19 protein-coding genes are annotated in these 18728 nt (G+C 66.0%); 5 read left to right on the top strand and 14 right to left on the bottom strand.

Features of this window, described 5'->3' with window-relative positions; translation table 11 throughout:
- Positions 1-2 precede the first annotated feature (2 nt).
- The 11 genes from flgK to flgB form a co-directional block, all read right to left on the bottom strand.
- Positions 3-1997, bottom strand: a complete 1995-nt coding sequence (gene flgK / locus OKW39_RS12705; RefSeq protein ID WP_429562802.1) for a flagellar hook-associated protein FlgK — start codon at positions 1995-1997, stop codon at positions 3-5.
- Positions 1998-2232: 235 nt separating this feature from the next.
- Positions 2233-3006, bottom strand: a complete 774-nt coding sequence (locus tag OKW39_RS12700) for a flagellar brake protein (protein WP_176078843.1) — start codon at positions 3004-3006, stop codon at positions 2233-2235.
- A 355-nt stretch (positions 3007-3361) separates the two neighbouring features.
- Complete coding sequence (gene flgJ / locus OKW39_RS12695) at positions 3362-4366, bottom strand: flagellar assembly peptidoglycan hydrolase FlgJ (protein ID WP_429362727.1); 1005 nt, start codon at positions 4364-4366, stop codon at positions 3362-3364.
- A gap of 12 nt (positions 4367-4378) precedes the next feature.
- Entirely contained in the window at positions 4379-5548 is a 1170-nt protein-coding gene (locus OKW39_RS12690; RefSeq protein WP_429347383.1) for a flagellar basal body P-ring protein FlgI, read from the bottom strand.
- A 2-nt stretch (positions 5549-5550) separates the two neighbouring features.
- On the bottom strand, positions 5551-6249 hold the full coding sequence (gene flgH / locus OKW39_RS12685) for a flagellar basal body L-ring protein FlgH (protein ID WP_090805528.1): 699 nt from the start codon (positions 6247-6249) through the stop codon (positions 5551-5553).
- A 29-nt stretch (positions 6250-6278) separates the two neighbouring features.
- On the bottom strand, positions 6279-7067 hold the full coding sequence (gene flgG, locus OKW39_RS12680) for a flagellar basal-body rod protein FlgG (RefSeq protein WP_187612742.1): 789 nt from the start codon (positions 7065-7067) through the stop codon (positions 6279-6281).
- A gap of 104 nt (positions 7068-7171) precedes the next feature.
- On the bottom strand, positions 7172-7930 hold the full coding sequence (flgF, locus tag OKW39_RS12675; protein ID WP_090802512.1) for a flagellar basal-body rod protein FlgF: 759 nt from the start codon (positions 7928-7930) through the stop codon (positions 7172-7174).
- Positions 7931-7947: 17 nt separating this feature from the next.
- On the bottom strand, positions 7948-9462 hold the full coding sequence (locus tag OKW39_RS12670; protein ID WP_090802510.1) for a flagellar hook protein FlgE: 1515 nt from the start codon (positions 9460-9462) through the stop codon (positions 7948-7950).
- 43 nt (positions 9463-9505) lie between these two features.
- Positions 9506-10240: a flagellar hook assembly protein FlgD gene (locus OKW39_RS12665; protein WP_090802508.1), complete on the bottom strand. Its 735-nt coding sequence runs from the start codon at positions 10238-10240 to the stop codon at positions 9506-9508.
- A 10-nt stretch (positions 10241-10250) separates the two neighbouring features.
- Positions 10251-10676: a flagellar basal body rod protein FlgC gene (gene flgC, locus OKW39_RS12660; RefSeq protein ID WP_026225509.1), complete on the bottom strand. Its 426-nt coding sequence runs from the start codon at positions 10674-10676 to the stop codon at positions 10251-10253.
- A 128-nt stretch (positions 10677-10804) separates the two neighbouring features.
- A complete protein-coding gene (gene flgB / locus OKW39_RS12655) occupies positions 10805-11305 on the bottom strand; it encodes a flagellar basal body rod protein FlgB (protein WP_090802505.1) in 501 nt (166 codons plus the stop codon).
- 218 nt (positions 11306-11523) lie between these two features.
- On the opposite strand from flgB, the gene flgA reads away from it, so the two are divergent.
- From flgA to OKW39_RS12630, 5 genes are all read left to right on the top strand, one after another.
- The gene (gene flgA / locus OKW39_RS12650; protein WP_429562801.1) at positions 11524-12999 is read left to right on the top strand and encodes a flagellar basal body P-ring formation chaperone FlgA; all 1476 of its coding nucleotides are present in this window, start codon (positions 11524-11526) and stop codon (positions 12997-12999) included.
- 177 nt (positions 13000-13176) lie between these two features.
- The gene (gene flgM / locus OKW39_RS12645) at positions 13177-13536 is read left to right on the top strand and encodes a flagellar biosynthesis anti-sigma factor FlgM (protein ID WP_090802502.1); all 360 of its coding nucleotides are present in this window, start codon (positions 13177-13179) and stop codon (positions 13534-13536) included.
- Between the two features lie 94 nt (positions 13537-13630).
- Positions 13631-14077 (top strand): flagella synthesis protein FlgN, encoded by a 447-nt coding sequence (locus OKW39_RS12640; protein ID WP_018418771.1) that lies wholly within the window; start codon positions 13631-13633, stop codon positions 14075-14077.
- A 289-nt stretch (positions 14078-14366) separates the two neighbouring features.
- Positions 14367-14549: a type II toxin-antitoxin system HicA family toxin gene (locus OKW39_RS12635; protein ID WP_013090886.1), complete on the top strand. Its 183-nt coding sequence runs from the start codon at positions 14367-14369 to the stop codon at positions 14547-14549.
- Complete coding sequence (locus OKW39_RS12630; RefSeq protein WP_090802498.1) at positions 14546-14956, top strand: type II toxin-antitoxin system HicB family antitoxin; 411 nt, start codon at positions 14546-14548, stop codon at positions 14954-14956. Before OKW39_RS12635 ends, OKW39_RS12630 begins: the two co-directional genes overlap by 4 nt.
- A gap of 93 nt (positions 14957-15049) precedes the next feature.
- Here OKW39_RS12630 and OKW39_RS12625 read toward each other — a convergent pair whose 3' ends face one another.
- Genes OKW39_RS12625 through flhF form a run of 3 tightly spaced genes read right to left on the bottom strand, consistent with a single transcriptional unit; the run spans position 15050 to position 18716 of the window.
- A complete protein-coding gene (locus OKW39_RS12625; protein WP_429335464.1) occupies positions 15050-15784 on the bottom strand; it encodes an RNA polymerase sigma factor FliA in 735 nt (244 codons plus the stop codon).
- A 30-nt stretch (positions 15785-15814) separates the two neighbouring features.
- A complete protein-coding gene (locus OKW39_RS12620) occupies positions 15815-16684 on the bottom strand; it encodes a MinD/ParA family ATP-binding protein (RefSeq protein WP_429562800.1) in 870 nt (289 codons plus the stop codon).
- Positions 16677-18716 carry a flagellar biosynthesis protein FlhF gene (gene flhF, locus OKW39_RS12615; RefSeq protein WP_429562799.1) on the bottom strand — a complete coding sequence of 680 codons (2040 nt, stop codon included), beginning with the start codon at positions 18714-18716 and terminating at the stop codon, positions 16677-16679. Before flhF ends, OKW39_RS12620 begins: the two co-directional genes overlap by 8 nt.
- Positions 18717-18728: the final 12 nt, after the last annotated feature.

The raw sequence follows: 18728 nt of genomic DNA, 5'->3' as shown, positions 1-18728 counted from the left end.
CCTTACGAGAAGATGCCAAGCAAAGTCTGGAACAGCGTCTGCGCCGTCTGGATGACCTTGCTGTTGGCCTGATAGAGCTGCTGGTACTGAAGCAGGTTGGCCGCTTCCTCATTGATATTGACGCCCGACACCGACTGCTGCGCCGACGTGATCTGCGTGACGAGCGTGCTTTGCGCGGTCGCCGAGGTCTGGATCTGCGTGGTCTGGTTGCCGATGTTGTTGACGTAGCTCGCGTACGCGCCCGTCAGCGTCGAGGTGCCGCCGTCGAGCGCCTGCGCCGAAGTCAGGTTCGACAGCAGTTGCGCGTTGCGGCCGTCGTTGGTCGCGCCGGTGTTCGGTCCGATCGTGAACGAGTCGCCGTTGGCGGGCGTGCCGCTGATCGTGACCGTCACGTTGTTCATCGCGCCCGCGCTCGTCGAATTGCTCGGGTTGGTGATCGTCAGCGTCGCGCCCGAGCTCGGCGAGTATGGCACCGCGGTCGTCGCCGAGCTGATCGTGTACTGCGTGGACGGCGAGCCGGCGACTGTCACCACCGTGCCGACCGGGAAGCCGGTCAGGCCGGTGCCCGCGGTGTAAGTGATCGTCGAGGTGCTGGTCGGCGCGCTGTAGCCGGCAGATACCGTGCCTTGCGTGATCGTCCCGGTGCCGGTGTTCGACGTCGACGCCGACGCGAGCACCGGCGCCGCGGCCGCGATTGCCGACGCCGACGTGGTGGTCAGCGCGAAGCCGTCGAGCGCGCCGCGGGTCGGTTCGACCGAGAACGAGTCGCCGGCCTTCATCGTGCCGCTCGCGACCGAGAACTGCAGGCCGCCGATCGGGTTGGTCAGGTTCGCCGCCGAACCGACGATGCTGCCGGTCTGGTTGTCGGTCAGCGTGTAGGTGCTGCCGTCGTACGACAGCGTGTAGTCGCCCGTGGTCGGCTGGGTCGCGTCGGCGAACGAGACGCCGAGCGTAGCGTTGCCGGTGTTCTGCGAGTTCGCGTACACGGTCGGCGAGCCGACCGTGAACAGCGCGCCGCCCGCGGTGCCGTTCAGCGTCAGGCCGAGTTCGTTCTGCGCATTGACCTGCGCGGCGAAGCTGGTCGCGATCGCGCCGAGTTGCGCCTCGGCCGGATCGAGCGTTTGCGAGCGGAATTGCAGCAGTCCGCCCAGCGTGCCGCCGGACACGCTCGTGTCGGACAGCGTCTGCGGCGTCGGTGTCGGCTTTGCCCCGGCCTGGCCGAGATACTGGACCGACAGCTCGCTCGGATCACCCGACGAAGTCGCCGTGCCGAGATTGAAGCTGTTGCCGGCCAGCACGAGCGGCTGTCCGCTCGACATGAACAGGCTATAGCTGCCGTTGTCCTGCACGACCGACACGCCGATCAGCTGGGACAGGTTCGACACCGCCTGGTCGCGTGCGTCGAGCAGCTGGTTCGGCGGCTGGCCCTGGTTGCTCGCCTGCGTGATCTGCGTATTCAGCGACGCGATCTGCGCGGTGTAGGTGTTGATCTGCGCAACAGAGTTGCTCAGCTGCGTGTTGACGCTCGAGCGCAACTGGTCGTACTGCTGGCCCGCCGCGTTGATCTGGTTCGCGAGCGTCTGCGCGTCGCTGATCGCGGTCTGCCGCGCCGACACGCTCGACGCGTTGTTGGCGACGTTCTGCAGCCCCGTGAAGTAACCGCTGATCGCGCTCGCAATCCCGGCGGTCGGACTGCCGACGAGGTTGTTGAGCTGGGTGATCATCGTGTTGTACGCGGTGAGCGCGCTGCTCGACGACTGCGCGTTGTTCAGCTGGGTCGTCAGGTACTGGCTGTACGCGCGCGTCACGGTGTCGGTGGAGACGCCCATCGGCAGGTAGCCGGAGCCGGTATACGTGCCGCCCGTCTCCGAATACACCGGGGTTTCCATCGTATAGCCGGGTGTCGACGCGTTGCTGATGTTCTCACCAGTCGTCGTCAAACCCCATTGGGCCGCGTTGAGTCCGCTAAGGCCGATATTCAACAGATTGCTGGACATGCGTCATCCTGAAGGGCGGCATCGCAGACATGCCACCGCGTTAGTGGAACATCCTCTTTAACGGCCCGACCTGCGAAAAATTGAGGGCCATTCCACTTCGTTTGCGCTCGCCGCGATGTTTGCGCGACGTTGCCGCGCTGTTGCCTCCGACGCGAGTGCAACGTTTGCTTCGTCGGCCAAAACGTTCGCGCGGTGCCGGGCGTCGCGCGCACGGCACCGCGCGTTGGCTCGCCGCTCAGCGCGCCAGCGAGCGGCGCTTCATTTCGAGCTGCGTGATCAGCCGCTGCAGCGTGTTTTCCGCGCTGCCCGGCAGCGACAGGAAACGGAAGCCGAGCTGATAGCGCTGCGTGCCGTTCGGCAGCGCGAGCGAGCGATGCGACACGAGCTGCAGATCGAGCGACAGACGGCCGAGCGCGCCGAGCGTGAGCTCGCAGTCCATCAGGCGCGCGCCCATCGGCAGCGCGGCGACGCGCAGGTCGGTCGTGCGCATCCCGACGCCGCCGAGCGACAGGTCGTGCACCTCGAAGCGGAACGTGTCGCCCTCGGGCAGGCGGCCCGTACACATGAACGGGTCGAGAATCGGCGCGGCGACGCGGAAGTACTCGCGGCGCTGCACGTAGAACAGCACCTCGGGGAAGTCGGCCTCGAACGCCGGCATTCCCTCGAAGCGCGTCTCGCGTGGCGTCGGGGTCGTGAACTCGACGCGCACGCCGTCGGGCGACGCGTGGAACTGGCAGCGCGGCGCGTTGAGCAGCCCGTTGTTCTGATCGGCAAGCGCGCCCCAATCGAAGGTGAAGGTGCGCTCGCGCACGTCGACGTCGAGCAGGCGCGTGACGATCTGCCCGCCCGCATATTCGACGGTGAGGAAATCGCCGCGATTGACGATATTGCGCAGCTGCACGCCGATTTCCAGCGGATTGCGGCGGCCGAAATCGGAAGCGCTCTCGTTTTGCGGGACGTGCGGCTGACCGTTCGTGTCAGTCAGGCCGTTCGACTGGTTCATATCCATGGGCTTGCCGGTAAGCATGTTCTTGCGGGCACGTGCCAGGGCCTAGTCATGGACTCTGAGGGTCTTCATGCAAAGCCGCAACACACGCGTTCGACCGGACCTTACAGCGCTATTCCGGTATCGGGTCTAACTCGTTAGCGGCAGCATCGAGCCAAAATTTAGGGGCTCAATTTAAATATTCGCCGGAAAATTTCGCGCAAACGTTAAAAGCGTATCTGCCCTATTTTTCCGCGACCTTGCTCGCCCCGGACCCTGCGGAGCTTTTTACCGATGCCGGTTTTTCTGCTGCCTTTATCGCCGCTTTTACCGACATCTTTAAAACCGCTTTAATGCCCGTCGCGTGCGTTATTTTTAATCAGCTCATTTTCTGCATGATCGACAGCAGCTTTTTCGCGTAATGCGGATCGGTTGCATAACCGGCGCGCTGCATGCCGTTCGCAAAACCGTTCACGTCGCGCGACGAATTGATCACCTGCGCGTAACGCGGATTGCTCTTCAACATGCCTGCGTAATCGGCCATCGCTTCCTGGTATGAGTCGTACGCGCGGAATTTCTCGACCGTGCGCTGCGGCTTGCCGTTCACGTATTCGGTCGTGACCGTCGACACGGTCTTGCCGGTCCAGTCGTTGCCCGCCTTGATGCCGAACACGTTGTGGCTCGTCGAGCCATCGGCCTTCTTGATCTCGCTCTTGCCCCAGCCCGATTCGAGCGCGGCCTGACCGATGATGAAGCGCGCCGGAATGCCGGTCGCCGCACTCGCGGCCTGCGCCGGCGCGGCGAGCTTGTCGACGAAGGCGTCGACCTTCGACGAGCTGCCGTCGCCGCGCACCGGCGGCGTCAGCGCGCTATTGGCCGAGTAGGCGCGGCCGAGCCCGAGCTGACCGTTGGCCTGGGCGTTGCCGTAGGCACGCGCGAGCGCGTTGAGCGCCGCGCTCTGGCCTTCGTCGCCGCCGCTACCGCCGCCGAGCGCGTTGGCCATCCCGGCGAGACCACCCGCCGCGCCCGCGCCGCTCGCGCCACCTACCTGGATGCCCTGGTTGCGCATCAGCTGCTTGAGCATCGCGTCGGCGACGCCGATGCCCTTCTTCGACAGCTGCTGCGCCATCTGCTGATCCATCATCGACGTGAACGTCGCCGTGTCGTGCGAATCGAACGGACCGTCCTGCGGCGTTGCATCGCGCATGCTCTTCAACATCATCTGCGTGAACACGGCGTCGAACTGCTGCGCGGCCATCTTCATGCCGGCTTGCGGCGAGGCCTTCGCCTGCGCGCTGAGTGCGCCGAAGCCCTGCACGTCGAGCGCGAACCGGCTGGTCAGATCGTTGGCGGAGTTGACGCTATTGGTCGTATCGGAATTCATCTCGCGTACTCCTTAGATGATTTCAAGGTCGGCGCGCAATGCGCCGGCTGCTTTCATGGCCTGCAGGATCGACATCAGATCCGCGGGCGTCGCGCCGAGCGCGTTGAGCGCTTTCACCACTTCGGCGAGGTTCGCACCGGCGTTCACGAGTTTCAGCGAGCCGTTGTCCTGCTTCATCTGGATCTGCGACTGCTGCGCGACCACCGTGCGGCCGTTCGAGAACGCGCCCGGCTGGCTCACCACCGGCTGCGTATTGATCACGACCGACAGATTGCCGTGCGCGACCGCGCAGTTCTGCAGCGTGACCATCTGGTTCATCACGATCGAGCCGGTGCGGGCGTTCAGGATGACCTTCGCGGCGGCCTGCCCGGGCCGCACTTGGAGGTTCTGCAATTGCGCCATGAACGAGACCTGCTGCTGCGGATCGGCCGGCGCGCGCAGCTGGATCGTGCGGCCGTCGAGCGCGGTCGCGGTGCCGCTGCCGAACGCGTTGTCGATCGCCGCGACGACGCGCTGCGTGGTGTCGTAGTCCATGTCGTTCAGGTCGAGCTGCATGGTGCCCGCCTGCGACACCGCCGTCGGCACCGAGCGCTCGACGATCGCGCCGCTGGTGATGCGCCCCGCGGCGAGCTGGTTGACCTGCACCTTGCTGCCGTTCGCGCTCGCGCCCGCGCCGCCCACGGCGACGTTGCCCTGGCCGAGCGCATACACCTGGCCGTCGGCGCCCTTCAGCGGCGTGAGCAGCAGCGTGCCGCCGCGCAGGCTTTTCGCATTGCCGAGCGACGACACCGTGATGTCGATCGCTTCGCCCGGCCGCGCGAACGGCGGCAGCACCGCGGTCACCATCACCGCGGCGACGTTCTTCAACTGGATGTTCGACAGCGACGATTGCGAGTTGCTGGAGCCCGCCGCCTGGTTGTTGATCGAGATGCCGAGGTTCGCGAGCATGTTCGCGAGCGTCTGCGTCGTGAACGGTGTCTGCGTGGTCTGGTCGCCGGTGCCGTCGAGGCCGACCACGAGGCCGTAGCCGATCAGCGGGTTGTCGCGCACGCCCTGGATCTGCACGAGGTCCTTCAGGCGCTCCGCGTGCGCTGGCGTCGCGGCCGGCAGCGCCGCGCAGGCGAGCGCGACGAACATCAGTGCGCGGCCCGCGCGCGACAGCGTGTTGAAGACGGTACCCATGATCACCACGGCGCCACGTTGAGGAAGAACCGCTGCAGCCAGCCCATGGTCTCCGCTTCGTTGATGTAACCCTTCGCGGAGTATTCGATTTTCGCGTCGGCGACCTGGGTTGAGTACACGGCGTTCAGACTCGAAATCGTGTTGGGATTCACGACACCGGAAAAGCGCACGAATTCATTGCCCTGATTGATCAGCATCTGTTTCTCACCGCTCACGATCAGGTTGCCGTTCGCCTGCACGCCGGTCACGGTCACGGTGATCGTGCCGTTGAACGTATTCGACGCGTTCGCGCCGCCGGTGCCGGTAAAGCCGTTGGCGCCGGTCGCGTTCAGGTTGGTCTTGGCGAACAGGCCGCCGAGAAAGCCCGCGGTCGGCACGCTGAAGTTCGTGCTGCCGTCGCGGCTCGCATTCGCGCCCGAGTTCTTCGTTGCGTTGATGTTCTCGGCGATCACGATCGTGATGATGTCGCCTACGTTGCGTGGCCGCTGGTCTTCGAACAGCGGCCGACCCGCGAAGCCCGGGTTGTAGATCGAGCCCGGCGCCTGCGCCTGCGGCGGCATCGGCGGCACCGCGTTCATCGGCTGCTGGGTGATAGGTTCCCTCGGCAGTTGGGCGCAGCCGCCGAGCGCGGCGAGCAGCGCGAGCTGCACGAGCGCCTCGGCCGTGCGCGAATGAACCGGAGTGCGAGTGGAGTGCGACATCATCGTTTACCGCCTTAAATTTCCAGTCCTCAAACCTGCATCTGGCTCAAGGTCTGCAGCATCTGGTCGGAGGTCGTCACGGCCTTGCTGTTGATTTCGTACGCGCGCTGCGTCTGGATCATGTTCACCAGTTCCTGCACGACGTTCACGTTCGACGCTTCCACGTAACCCTGGTTGAGCGTGCCCGCGCCGTTCAGACCCGGCTGCGACACGTTCGGCGCACCCGACGACGCCGTCTCCGAAAACAGGTTCTCGCCCTTGGCGTCGAGGCCGGCCGGGTTGATGAAGGTCGCGAGCTGCATCGTGCCGAGCTGCTGCGTATTGCTCGAGTTGGCCACGGTGATCGACACCGCGCCGTCGCTGCCGATCGTCAGCGAGGTGGCATTGGTCGGGATCGTGATCGCCGGAATCACCTGGTAGCCGCTCGACGTGACGAGCTGACCCTGCGCGTTGGTCTGGAACGAGCCGTCGCGCGTGTAGGCGGTCGTGCCGTCGGGCATCTGCACCTGGAAGAAGCCCCCGCCGTTGATCGCGACGTCCTTCGAGTTGCCGGTCTGCTGCAGGTTGCCCTGCGTGTACAGACGCTCGGTCGCGACCTGTTGCACGCCGGTGCCGAGCTGGATGCCGGACGGCAGTTCGGTTTGCTGCGTCGAGTTCGCGCCCGGCTGGCGGATGGTCTGGTACAGCAGATCCTCGAACACCGCGCGCGAGCCCTTGAAGCCGTTGGTGCTGACGTTCGCGAGGTTGTTCGAGATCACGTCCATCTGCGCCTGTTGCGCATTCATGCCGGTGGCGGCGATATACAGTGAGCGGTTCACTTATGGTTCTCCAATGTCGGGCGGAGTTGGCGCTTTAGCGCTTGCTCCGGGCCCATGCAAAGCGGTCTCGGAGCGCGCCTCGTAGGGCGCCCCGTGGCAATCCGTTAGCTGAAGCTGAGCAGCTGGTTGGCGGACTGATCGTTCTTGTCGGCGTTTTCCAGCAACTGCGTCTGCATCTGGAACTGGCGCGCGTTGGTGATCATCGAGACCATCGCGCTGACCGGATTCACGTTGCTGCCTTCGAGCGACGCCGGCGCGAGCGTCACGGTCGGATCGGCGTCGGCGGGATTGCCGTCGGCGGTGCGAAACAGACCGTCATCGCCGCGCGTGAGCGACTGCGGATCGGGATTGACCAGCTTCAGCTGATCGACGGTGACCACAGCGGTGGGCGGATCGCCCGGCGTCAGCGCCGACACCGTGCCGTCCTTGCCGATCGTGATCTGCGCGCCCGGCGGCACCGATACCGGCCCGCCGTTGCCGAGCACGACCTGATTGGTCGCGTTCACGAGCTGGCCGTTTTCGTCGATGTGCAGATTGCCCGCGCGCGTGTAGGCCTCGTTGCCGTCGGCGGTCTGCACCGACAGCCAGCCCGGCCCCTGAATCGCGACGTCGAGCGGATTGCCCGTCTGCTGGATCGGCCCCGGCGTGTAGTCGGCGCCCGGTGTCGACGACAGCACGAAGGTGCGGGTCGTGTCGTCGTTGATCGCGCTGCCGTCGCCGAACGACATCGGCACGGCGCGGTAGGTTTCGAGCTGCGCGCGAAAGCCCGTGGTCGACGCGTTCGCGAGGTTGTTCGCGACGATCGCCTGCTGTTCGAGCGCCTGCGCGCTGCCCGACATCGCGGTGTAGATCAGCCGATCCATGAAGAGGTCCCGTTCGCTTACAGGTTGATCAGGGTCTGGTCGACGGCCTGCTGGGTCTTGATCGTCTGCGCGTTCGCCTGATAGTTGCGTTGCGCGGTGATCAGGTTGACCAGCTCGCTCGTCAGATCGACGTTCGAGTTCTCGACCGCGCCGCCTTGCAGCACGCCGTGATTGGTCGAGCCCGGCGTCGAGATCTGCGCGACGCCCGAGGCGGCCGTCTGGCCGTACTCGTTGTTGCCGAGGTCGACGAGGCCGTTCTGGTTCGAGAAGTTCGCGAGCACGATCTGGCCGAGCGCCGCGGTCTGCCCGTTCGAGTAGTTGCCCGTCAGCGTGCCGTCGGAGCCGACCGTGAAGCTCGTCAGCTGGCCCGCCGCGTAGCCGTCGGTCGACAGGCTGTTCACGCCGTCCTTGCCGCCGTACTGCGTGGTGCCGGCCATGTTCAGCGTGACGTTCTGCGGCGTGCCCGAACCGTCGGTGGTCGGGATCGACATCGTGAACGCGCCGAGCGTCGCGGTCGCGAGGCCGGTCGTCGCGTCGGTCGTGCTGACCAGCGTGCCCGATGAATTGAAGTTCGCCGTGCCGATCAGGGAAGCGGTGCCGGTCGACGGGCCCGCGTACACGTTCCACGTGCCCGAGCCCGTTTTCGCGAAGTACATATTGACGGTCTGCGAGCCGCCGAGCGTGTCGTAGACGGTCGTGCTCGTCGAGTAGTTGTAGGTCGACGAGCTGTTCTGGTTGAACGTGGTCGGGTTCTGCGTGATCGTGTAGCTGTCGTTGGCCACCGGCGCGCCGCTGAACGTGATGCTCTCGCCGTTGCCGAGCGTGATCGCGGTGCCGGCCGTGTAGGGCTGCGACGCCGTGGTCGTGCCGAGCGTGTTGTCCGTGACCGTGTAGGTGGTCGGGCTCGTGAAGTTGATCGTGTACTGGTCGGTGTTGGTGCCCGCTGCCGCGTTGGTGATCGTCGCGCCGGTCGTGTTCAGCGTGCCGGCGTTGGTGCCGCCCGGCGTCGCGGTCGGCGCGCCGAGCATGATGTTGTCCTGCGCGTTCAGGTTCAGGCCCGCGGTGATCGAGGTGGTCGCCTGCGGCGCGATGTTCGCGGTTGGCACCTGCAGCGGCACGGTCTGCGCGGTGTTGACGATGCCCGAGCTATTGGCCGCGTAGCCCATCAGATCGAGGCCCTGCGCGTTCGTGATGAAGCCGTTCTTGTCGAGCTGAAACACGCCGTTGCGCGAATAGGTCAGCGTGCCGTTGTTCGACATCTGGAAGAAGCCGTTGCCGTTGATCGCGACGTTCAGCGCCTGGTTCGTCGTCGTGAGCGTGCCTTGCGAGAATTGCTGCTGCACTTCGGAGAGTTGCGTACCGATACCGATCTGCTGGCTCGTCGCGGTCGCGACCGAATTGGCGTACATGTCGGCGAATTCCGCGGTGCCGCTCTTGAAGCCGACGGTGTTGGCGTTGGCGATGTTGTTGCCGATCACGTCGAGATCGCTAGACGACGCCGACAGACCGCTCAAACCTGTTTGGTAACTCATGACGTACTCCGTATCTGTAAAGTCGTAACTGAATGGATCCGGACTACAGGATCGCTGCGACGCCGGTCAGGTCGACCGTCGAGCCGTTCGACAGCACGAGGCCCGGCGTGCCGCTGCTCTGCTGGACGACGCTTTCCACCGTCGCGCCGGTGAGCGTGGTAGCCGTCGCCTGCTGGCCGTTGATCGTGCCTGTCGCGGTGATCGTGTAGGTGCCGTCGGGGAGCGTGTTGCCCGCCGAATCGGTCGGCGTCCAGCCAACCGGAATCGTGCCGGCCGACTGCTTGCCGAGATCGAGCGTGTTGACGATCGTGCCGGCCGAGTTCTTCACGACGATCTGCAGGTCGCTGACGGAGTTCGCGAGCGTGACGCCGAACTCGTTCGTCTTGCCGCTCGCCACGGTGATCGAGTTGCCCGGTGCGAGCACGGTCGAACCGATCAGCAGCGCGGCCTGCGACTGCTGGCCCGCCGACAGCTGCGTCGACAGCGAGGAGAGCGACGTATTGAGCTGGCTGATGCCCTGCACCGTGCTGATCTGGGCGAGCTGCGAGGTCATCTGCGAGCTGTCCATCGGATTGGTCGGGTCCTGGTTCTGCATTTGCGCGACGAGCAGCTGCAGAAAGGTGGTCTGCAGGTCCGCCGCCGACGTGCCCGACGTGCTGCTCGACGTGCTGCTCGTCGAGCTGGTCGCGCTCGAGCTGCTGCTCGTGCCGTTCATCGTGTCGAGCAGCGTCGGCGAAACGGTCGTGCCGCTGCCGCCGATCGTGGTGTTGGTGGTCAAGGCTCTCTCCTCAGGTTCCGATCGTGAGCGTTTTCAGCATCAGGGTTTTGGCGGTGTTCAGTGTTTCGACGTTGGCCTGGTACGAGCGCGAGGCCGAGATCATGTTGACCATCTCCTGCACCGGGTCGACGTTGGGCAGCGTCACGTAGCCGTTCGCGTCGGCGGCCGGATTGCCGGGTTCGTACGCGGTCTTCATCGGCGACGGATCGTCGACCACGCCCGTCACCTGCACGCCGCCGACCTGCTGGCCGGAGCGTGTGCGCGCGCCGCCGAGCGGGCTCACCGCGAACACGACCTGCTTGGCCTTGTACGGCTGACCGTCGGGGCCCGTCGTGCTGTCCGCGTTGGCCAGGTTCGACGCCGTCACGTTGAGCCGCTCCGACTGCGCCGACATCGCGGAACCCGCGACACCAAAAATGTTCATCAGGGATGGCATGTTTCCTGACCTCTCCTGCCGGTTCGCACCGGCTTTACGTTAAGTCCCGTAGCGTTTCTGTTCGTGCGTGCATGCTGCCTGTGTTCAGCTGCTATGCGCCCTGCCTGGGTGCCGTGCTCTTGCCCGGCTTACGACGAGCCCGACGTGATCGCCGACAGCATCGTCTTGATCTGGTTCGACACGACCGTCATACCCGACTCGAAGTGCACCGTGTTGTCGGCGAACTGCACGCGCTCGGTGTCGACGTCGACCGTGTTGCCGTCGAGCGCCGGCTGCAGCGGAATCCGGTATTGCAGGTTGCCGTAATCGTCGGGGCTGCCGCCCGTCGCCGTCAGCGTGGCCTTGCCGCTCATGTGGCCGGCCTCGGTCGTGTTCATCGACATGCCGCTCGTCACGCCCGCGGGTTGCGTCATCGCGAGCGTCGAGCTGTTCGATGCGCCTTGGCCCGCGGTGCTGCCGCCCGTCTTCTTCAGCGCGCCGGCGAGCGACGACGCGAAGTCGATATCGCGCGCCTTGTAGCCGGGCGTGTCGGCGTTCGCGATATTCGACGACAGCAGTTCCTGCCGGTATGCGCGCACATCCATCGCCTGCCGGCCGAATGCGAATTCGGCATCGAGCTTGTCCAGCATCGGAATCTCCCGAGAACGTTTTCAAGGCCGTCCCGTGTGCGCATCGTGAGAGACACGCGGCGGGTGCGAAGGCCTTTTTGCATGTGATGCATCTTATGGGCCGCGCGCAAGCGGCAATCGGACGAATAACCGGGAAAGGGGGCTTCTATTCAACGTTTGCGCGAAAGCGGGGCTCACTAGAATGCAAGGCGTACCGATGCATTCGATGGAGACCCGCGATGGACCAGCCCACCAACACCTTGCCGCAGCCGGCGAGCGGCACGACGATGCGTCGCGTGGGGGGTGGCCGGGTCGATGAACGGGGCGATGGTTCGGAGGGCGCGCTCGCCCAGCCGGTACCGCGCTCTTTCTCGCGTTGCCTTGCGCATTGCCTGACGCGGGCGGCCGTCAACGTCGCGGTATGGGTTGCGGGCGGCATCGTGTTGCTGCCGGCTACGACCCACGCGCAGGATGCGGGCGGTCCGATCGTGATTGCCGGGCCCGCCGAGAAAAATCCCGCCGCGCTGAACGATCTCGCGCAACGGATTCAGACGCCGGCGCAGCGCAGCGCGTCGGCGGCGTCGCTCTCGGCGGCGACCGCACAGTCGCTCGGCCGCGCGAGCGGGTCGCGCGACACCGATACGTTCGGGCGCGCCGCGAGCGCAAGCGGCGCGATCGTCATTCCGGGCGCGGGCGAGCCCGCTGCCGCCGCGCCGGCCATCATCCGCACCAACTTCAAACCGGACGCCAACGGCGTCGTGACGATTCCGCCGGCGGCCAGCACTGGGGCGTCAGGCGTCGCGCGCGTCAATGTCGAAGCGGGCCCGGTCGCCAGCGTCGCGAATCAGCGCGTGGTCGCGGCCAGTGCGCCGCAAGGCGACGGTTTCGACAGTCTCGCCGCGCGCGGCGAGCCGCCCGAGTTCGGCGCGAATGGCAAGCCGATCGCGGCCGCTGCGGCGCAGCCGGCGCATCCCGGGATCGCGAGAACACCCGCGACGTCGCCTGGCTCGCGCCAAGCGGCGGCCGTCATTGCACAGAGAACGCCGCAGACCGCTACCGCCGCGACGGCTGCGCAAGCCGCGCCGCTGCCTGGCCAGCAGGACCCGGAAGCGATTCACGCCAGCGCGCTCGCGTTCCTGCAACAGCAGGCCGTCGGCCTGCCCGGCAAGGCCGACATCACTGTCGCGTCCGCGTTTCCGCGCGGCCTCGCCGCGTGCACGTCGCTCGAACCGTTCATGCCGACCGGCGCGCGCCTGTGGGGCCGGCTGACGGTCGGCGTGCGCTGCGCGGGCGAGCGGCCGTGGACCATCTATCTGCAGGCGCGCATCTCGCTGCTTGCGACCTACTACCTCGCCGCCCGCGCGATGGCGCCGGGCGAAGTGCTCACGGCCGCCGACCTCGTCGCGCGCGAAGGCGACCTGACCGGCCTGCCGCAGGCGATCGTCACCGACCCCTCGCAGGCGGTCGGCTCGGTCTCGCTCGCGCGGATCGCGGGCGGCATGCCGCTGCGCCGCGACATGCTGAAGAGCGCGTCGGCGGTGGTGTTCGGCCAGACCGTGCGGGTCATCGCGGCCGGCGACGGTTTCTCGATCTCGTCCGAGGGCAGCGCGATGAACAACGCGTCGCCGGGCCAGCAGGTGCGCGTGAAGACCGCCAACGGCCAGATCATCTCCGGCATCGTCAAGGACGGCGGCACGGTGGAGATCCCGATGTGAGCGGGCTGGCGGCAACGAGCATCGTCGAAACGGTCGGCGCCCCGGTGGCCGGGGCAGACGGACGGGGAGTGAACGGGGTAGGTGGCCACCTGGCGGCGAGCCGGGTGTCGAGCGATTGCGCTAAAGTTTTGATCAGCGGTTGCCGTTATCAGGATCAAATCGTTAGGGAAGCCAATCGTGAAAGTCGATCCCACCACCTCTTCAAATCTGCCGTCGTTGAAAGACGCTTTGTCCCGTTCGCAACAGAGCGACGAAGCCACGCCGGCAGCCAGCACCACCCAGGGCGCGACGAGCACGGCCGCGCCGGCCGCGAGCAGCGCGTCGGGCGAAACGAGCGTGAGCCTGTCGGGTCTGTCGCAGCATCTGCGCAGCCTCGCGGCCTCCGGCTCGGCCGACATCGACACCGCGCACGTCGAGTCGATCAAACAGGCGATCAAGGACGGCAAGCTGCAGATCGACTCCGGCAAGATCGCCGACGGCGTGCTGCAGACGGCGCGCGACCTGTTGCAGAACAAAACCTCGTCGACCGGCAACTGATCGGCATTTCGCCGCGCGGTGATCTGCCGGGCGGCGTCCGACCAACCCGGTTCGCGCGCCGTTCGCGAGCCAGTGTGCGTAGCGAGTTGTTGATATGAAAGACGCCCTCGTTGCTACCCTGATCGAAGAATATTCGACCGTTGAGGCATTCGCCTCGATCCTCACTCTCGAAACCAAAGCGCTGACGGCGGTCTCGCCGCTGGAGCAGTTGCCGGCGATCGTCGAGAAAAAAACCGAACTGATCGGGGTGCTCGCGAGGCTCGAAGCCGCGCGCGACTCGCATCTGGCCGAACTCGGCTTTCCGACTGGCTGGTCCGGCATGGAGCTCGCGGCCAGCACCGACGCGCGCGTCGCGACGCAATGGAAGCTGCTGCAGAAAGCCGCGGATCGCGCGCGGCGCGTCAACACCAACAACGGCGAGCTGATCCGCGTGCGGATGGACTACAACGAGCGCGCGCTAAAGGCGCTGCAGGTCAACGTGCCGCGCAAGACGAATCTGTACGGGCCGGACGGGCGAGTTCCGGCTTATTCGGGACTTTGATCGGCCCGCCTGCCCGGCCTGCAATCGAGCAATCTACGAAATGAATGAAAAAGCCCGTCATCGACGGGCTTTTTCGTTTTCCGCCGCCGCTTGTCCACCCAATCCCTGTCCGTTCCGCGCTGCGTTAGCCGTTCGGCTAGCTGGCGCTAGTCCACCTCGTCACGTTGAAATGGTGACTTCGTTCGAGCTTTCGCCAACGCCGCGGCTTCGACGCGGCCGCAATTCGACGGGCGGAAGCTTGTTTGCCCGTTAGTTTGTGTAGGCGTGTGTATAATGGAGGGTATGATGTATGAACAGTGCCGAGGTCGTCAAATTGATTCAAGCGAATGGCTGGCAGCTCGTCCGCATAGCGGGCAGTCACCATCATTTCAGGCACGCGGGAAAACGGGGGCTCGTGACCGTCCCGCATCCGAAAAAAGATTTGCCGGCCGGCACCCTGAACAGCATTCTGAAACAGGCGGGGCTCAAATGAAGCATCTGATCTTTCCGATCGCCATCGAACCCGGAGACAACACGCACGCGTTCGGCGTCGTGGTGCCCGATATTCCAGGCTGCTACTCCGCGGGCGACACGCTCGAACAAGCGTATGTGAACGCGAAAGAGGCAATCGAATCGCATCTCGAAACCTTGCTCGACGAAGGACTGCCGCTGCCCGAGCCTCTCACGCTAGGCGAGCATCGGCGCAATCCCGAGTTCGCGGGGTTCACATGGGGTTTCGTGACGACGCGCAATATTCCGGCGTTGAAGAAGGCGGTTCGCATCAACATCTCGCTGCCCGAGGTGCTGGTGCAGGAGATCGACGCGTATGCGCAGGCGCGCGGTATGTCGCGCTCGGCGTTTCTCGCGCTCGCCGCCGAGCATGAGATGGCGAACGCCTGAGCAACGGTAGGCGGCACAGGCGCGCATCGGCATCGGCGCACCGCCGCATCTGAAGGCGGCGTTTGAAAAACGGCGTCCGGCGCCGCGGTGGCGTCAGTTCGCTTCGGCGTTCGCCCAGGCCATTTCGCGCAGTCGGGCGCGCAGGCGTGCCACGGCCTGGCTATGCAACTGGCACACGCGCGATTCGCTGACTTCCATCACCGCGCCGATCTCGCGCAGATTCATGCCGCGCTCGTAGTACAGCGACATCAGCAACTTCTCGCGCTCCGGCAAGCGGTCGATCGCTTCGACGAGCGCCGAGCGCAGGCTGTCGTCGAGCAGCGCCGAGAGCGGATCGGAATGATCGACGCAGTAGCGGTCCAGAAAAGGTTCGTCGTCGGCGGAGCGGTCGAAGTCTTCGTAGTAGATCAGCTGGCTGCCATGCAGGTCCTGCAGCATCGACTGATATTCGTCGAGCGGCATTTGCAGGTGCTCGGCGACCTCCGCCTCGCTCGCCGAGCGGCCGAGGTTCTGCTCCACCTTGTGCACCGCGGATTCCACTTCGCGCGACGTGCGGCGCAGGCTGCGCGGCAGCCAGTCGTTGCTGCGCAGCTCGTCGAGCATCGCGCCGCGAATCCGCTGGCTGGCATAGGTCTCGAACTGCGCGCCCTGGTCTTCCTTGTAGCGGCCGGCGGCATCCAGCAAACCGATCATGCCGGCCTGGATCAGGTCGTCGAGATCGACGCTCGCCGGCATTTTCGCGACAAGCTGCAAGCCGAGTCGACGCACGAGCGGTGCGTACTTCGTCAAAACTTCGGCCTGAGAAATCTTTCCCTGAGCGTTGTACATCGTGCTCCCCTTGTCCTTCGTGCACGCCTTTCAAGCGTGATGCGCGGACGGTTGGTCGGCGTGGTGCGCCGCTGTAACTGTCGCAGGCGCCCGCCAGGGCGTTTGCGACGACATCGCTGGCCGCATCGGCCAGTACTGCAATTCGGCGGCGAGATGGCGGAAGTCGCGCGCGGCCGGTGTCGACGGAAACGCGTCGACCACGCAGCGCGACAGCTCGAGTGCCCGTGCGATGCGCACGTCGGCCGCAATGCAGCCGGCGTTTTCCAACGCGACGCTCAGGTAACGGCCGGCCACGCCGGCGAGAGTCGCGAACGCGGCCTGCGCGTCGTTGGCGCTTTGCACGTGATTCGCGAGCACGCGCAACTGCGCGATCGCGTGCGCGTAATGCAAACGCTTGATGCACGCATAGGCCTCGGTGATCGCCTCGCCCGACATGCGCGCGACGATCATCACGTCATGCGCCTGCCTGGCGAGCGGCGACAGATGCCCTTCGTCGTCGAGCTGCGCGTCGATCAGCACGATATCGGCCGAGCCGCCGAGCAGCACACCGAGTTCGGCCTCCGTATGCCCCTCGCGGTTGTTGCGCGAGGCGGACAGCACCGAAAAACCGAGCGCGTGACGCGCGGCGGCGAAATCGACCGGGCTCTCGCCGCGCATCACCGCCGCGAAGTTACCCGCGCCGCGCAAGCCGCCAAGCATCGAGCTCACCGATTTCTCACCGACGCATTCGTCGATCACCAGCACGTCCTTGCCCTGCTGTGCGAGCGCCGCGGCGAGGTTGACCGCCACGGTCGTATTACCGACGCCCGACGACGCACCCGCCAACGCGATCACGCGCGCGCCGCCGCGCCCGAGCAGCCGCCGCAACCCTTCGGCTTGATCTGAAACGAACTTATCCAAAGCGAACCTCGTGCAGCTCGGCCGTCGAACGCGCGGACAGCGAGGACAGCAAAGCGGGGATGTCGTCGTCGTGCGGCACGAACGGCGAGCTGTCGCGCGGAATGCAGAAGGTGCTCTTGATCAGGAATTTCTTCGTCGCGACGTAAAGGTTCTCCGGCACCTTCTGTCCGGTCGATACGTAATGCACCGGCAGCTTGTAGCGGATCACCGTATCGAGCACGCCGCCGAGGTTGGTCGCTTCGTCGAGCTTGGTCAGAATGCAGCCGGCGAGCGGCTGCTGGTCCGGCGCGCGCTGATACGCCTGCACGACTTCGTTCAACGTGTCGCCGTGGCTCGTCGCGTTGAGCAGCAACAGACGCTGCACCGGCTGGCCGGCGCGGCTTAGCATCGCGATCTGGTCGGACACGAGCCGGTCGCGCTGGCTCATACCGATCGTATCGATCAGCACGATGTGCTTGTTGCGCAACTCCGAGAGCGCCAACTGCAGATCGGCGCTGTCCTTCACCGCATGCACCGAAACGCCGAGAATCTTGCCGAAGATGCGCAACTGTTCATGACCGCCGATGCGGTAGCTGTCGGTCGTCAGCAGCGCCACCTTGCTCGCGCCGAAGCGCATCACGCAGCGCGCTGCGAGCTTCGCGGTGGTCGTCGTCTTGCCGACGCCGGTCGGCCCCATCAGCGCGAATACGCCGCCGCGCTCCATCAGCGCGTCTTCGTCCTCCATCACCGGCAGGTTCGACTCGAGCACCGAGCGCACCCAGTCCATGCCGCCGTCCATCGTGTCGACCTCTTCGGGCAGGTTGTCGACCAGCATCTGCACGAGCTGCGCGGAAAAGCCGGCGGCGAACAGATGCTTGGTGAGCGCGGCGCGTGCGGGACTGCGGCGCTGTCGATCGCCCCACAGCAGACCCGCGAAGTGCTCTTCCATCATGTCGCGCATCGACGACAGCTCGTTCATCACGGTGTCCTTGACGACCTGCTCCATGCGCCCCTTGATCGCTTCGGCGACGGCGGACGGCGTGCGGCTTTCGTCAGTAGCGGACGGCACGGGCGCGATCTTCTGAGCGGCGCGGCGCGCAGCGACCTCGGCGGCTTCGCGCGCCCAGTCGGGCGTGTCGATCACCGGCGGCACGGCGGCCGGCCGCGCGTCGACTGCGCTGCCGAGGCCTTTGGCGGTCGCGACGGCGGGCGTCATCGCGGCGGGACGCGCGCTGTATTGGCCGCTCTGTTGCTGCTGCTCGGCCGCGAGGCGGCGCGCGTGATCGATGAGCCACGGATTCGACTCGGCCATCGTGCGCGGCGCGGCGGCTTCGTTCGATGCGATAGCCGGCGGTACCGGCACGCCGGCAGCTTTCAGCACATCCGCGCGGATGTCTTTCGACAGGCGCGCGGCCGCGGCGCGGGCGCTCGCGCCGGAAGGCGCGGCGGCAGCGGCGGGCGTGGCCGGTGCGTTGAACGATGTGGCCGCGCTGGACGCCGACTGGCTCACGGCGGGCGCGGGGCCTGTCGCGATGGCCGCGGACGCGCCGCTCGCGCCCGGCATCGCCGGGCCGATTGGCGAATTGCCGGGCAACGCGGCGGCCGACGCTGCTCGATTCGCGGACATGCTGAGCGCCTGGCTGAGCGTCGAATTGAGCGCCGTCCTGTTCACCGAGCCGGCCATGAAATCCGCAGCCGCATTCGCCGGCTCGATCGCCGGCGTCGCTTCACCACCCGCTTCCGGGCTCGCGCCGAACACCGACGAAAACACGTCCGGCATTGCGCTCGCGTACGGATTCGTCGGCGCCGCGAACAAGCCGCGCGGGGCCTGCGTCGATGCCGCACCTGAGCCCGTGCCGAGCGCCGCGGCCTGCGCGCCTTCGCGCGCTTTCGGCGTGATCGCGGCGAGGTCGCTATCGGCGAGCGCGACGATTTCGACGCTGCCGTCGTCCATCGTGCGATTCGACAGCACGACCGCATCGGGGCCAAGTGCTTCGCGAACGAGACGCAACGCATCGCGACTGGTAGCACCGACAAATTTACGAATGTTCAAGCTGGACCCCCG

The sequence above is a fragment of the Paraburkholderia sp. MM6662-R1 genome (assembly GCF_050436245.1).
In the GTDB taxonomy this organism is placed as follows: Bacteria; Pseudomonadota; Gammaproteobacteria; order Burkholderiales; family Burkholderiaceae; genus Paraburkholderia; species Paraburkholderia tuberum.
This window is presented reverse-complemented; position numbering and strand designations above follow the sequence as displayed.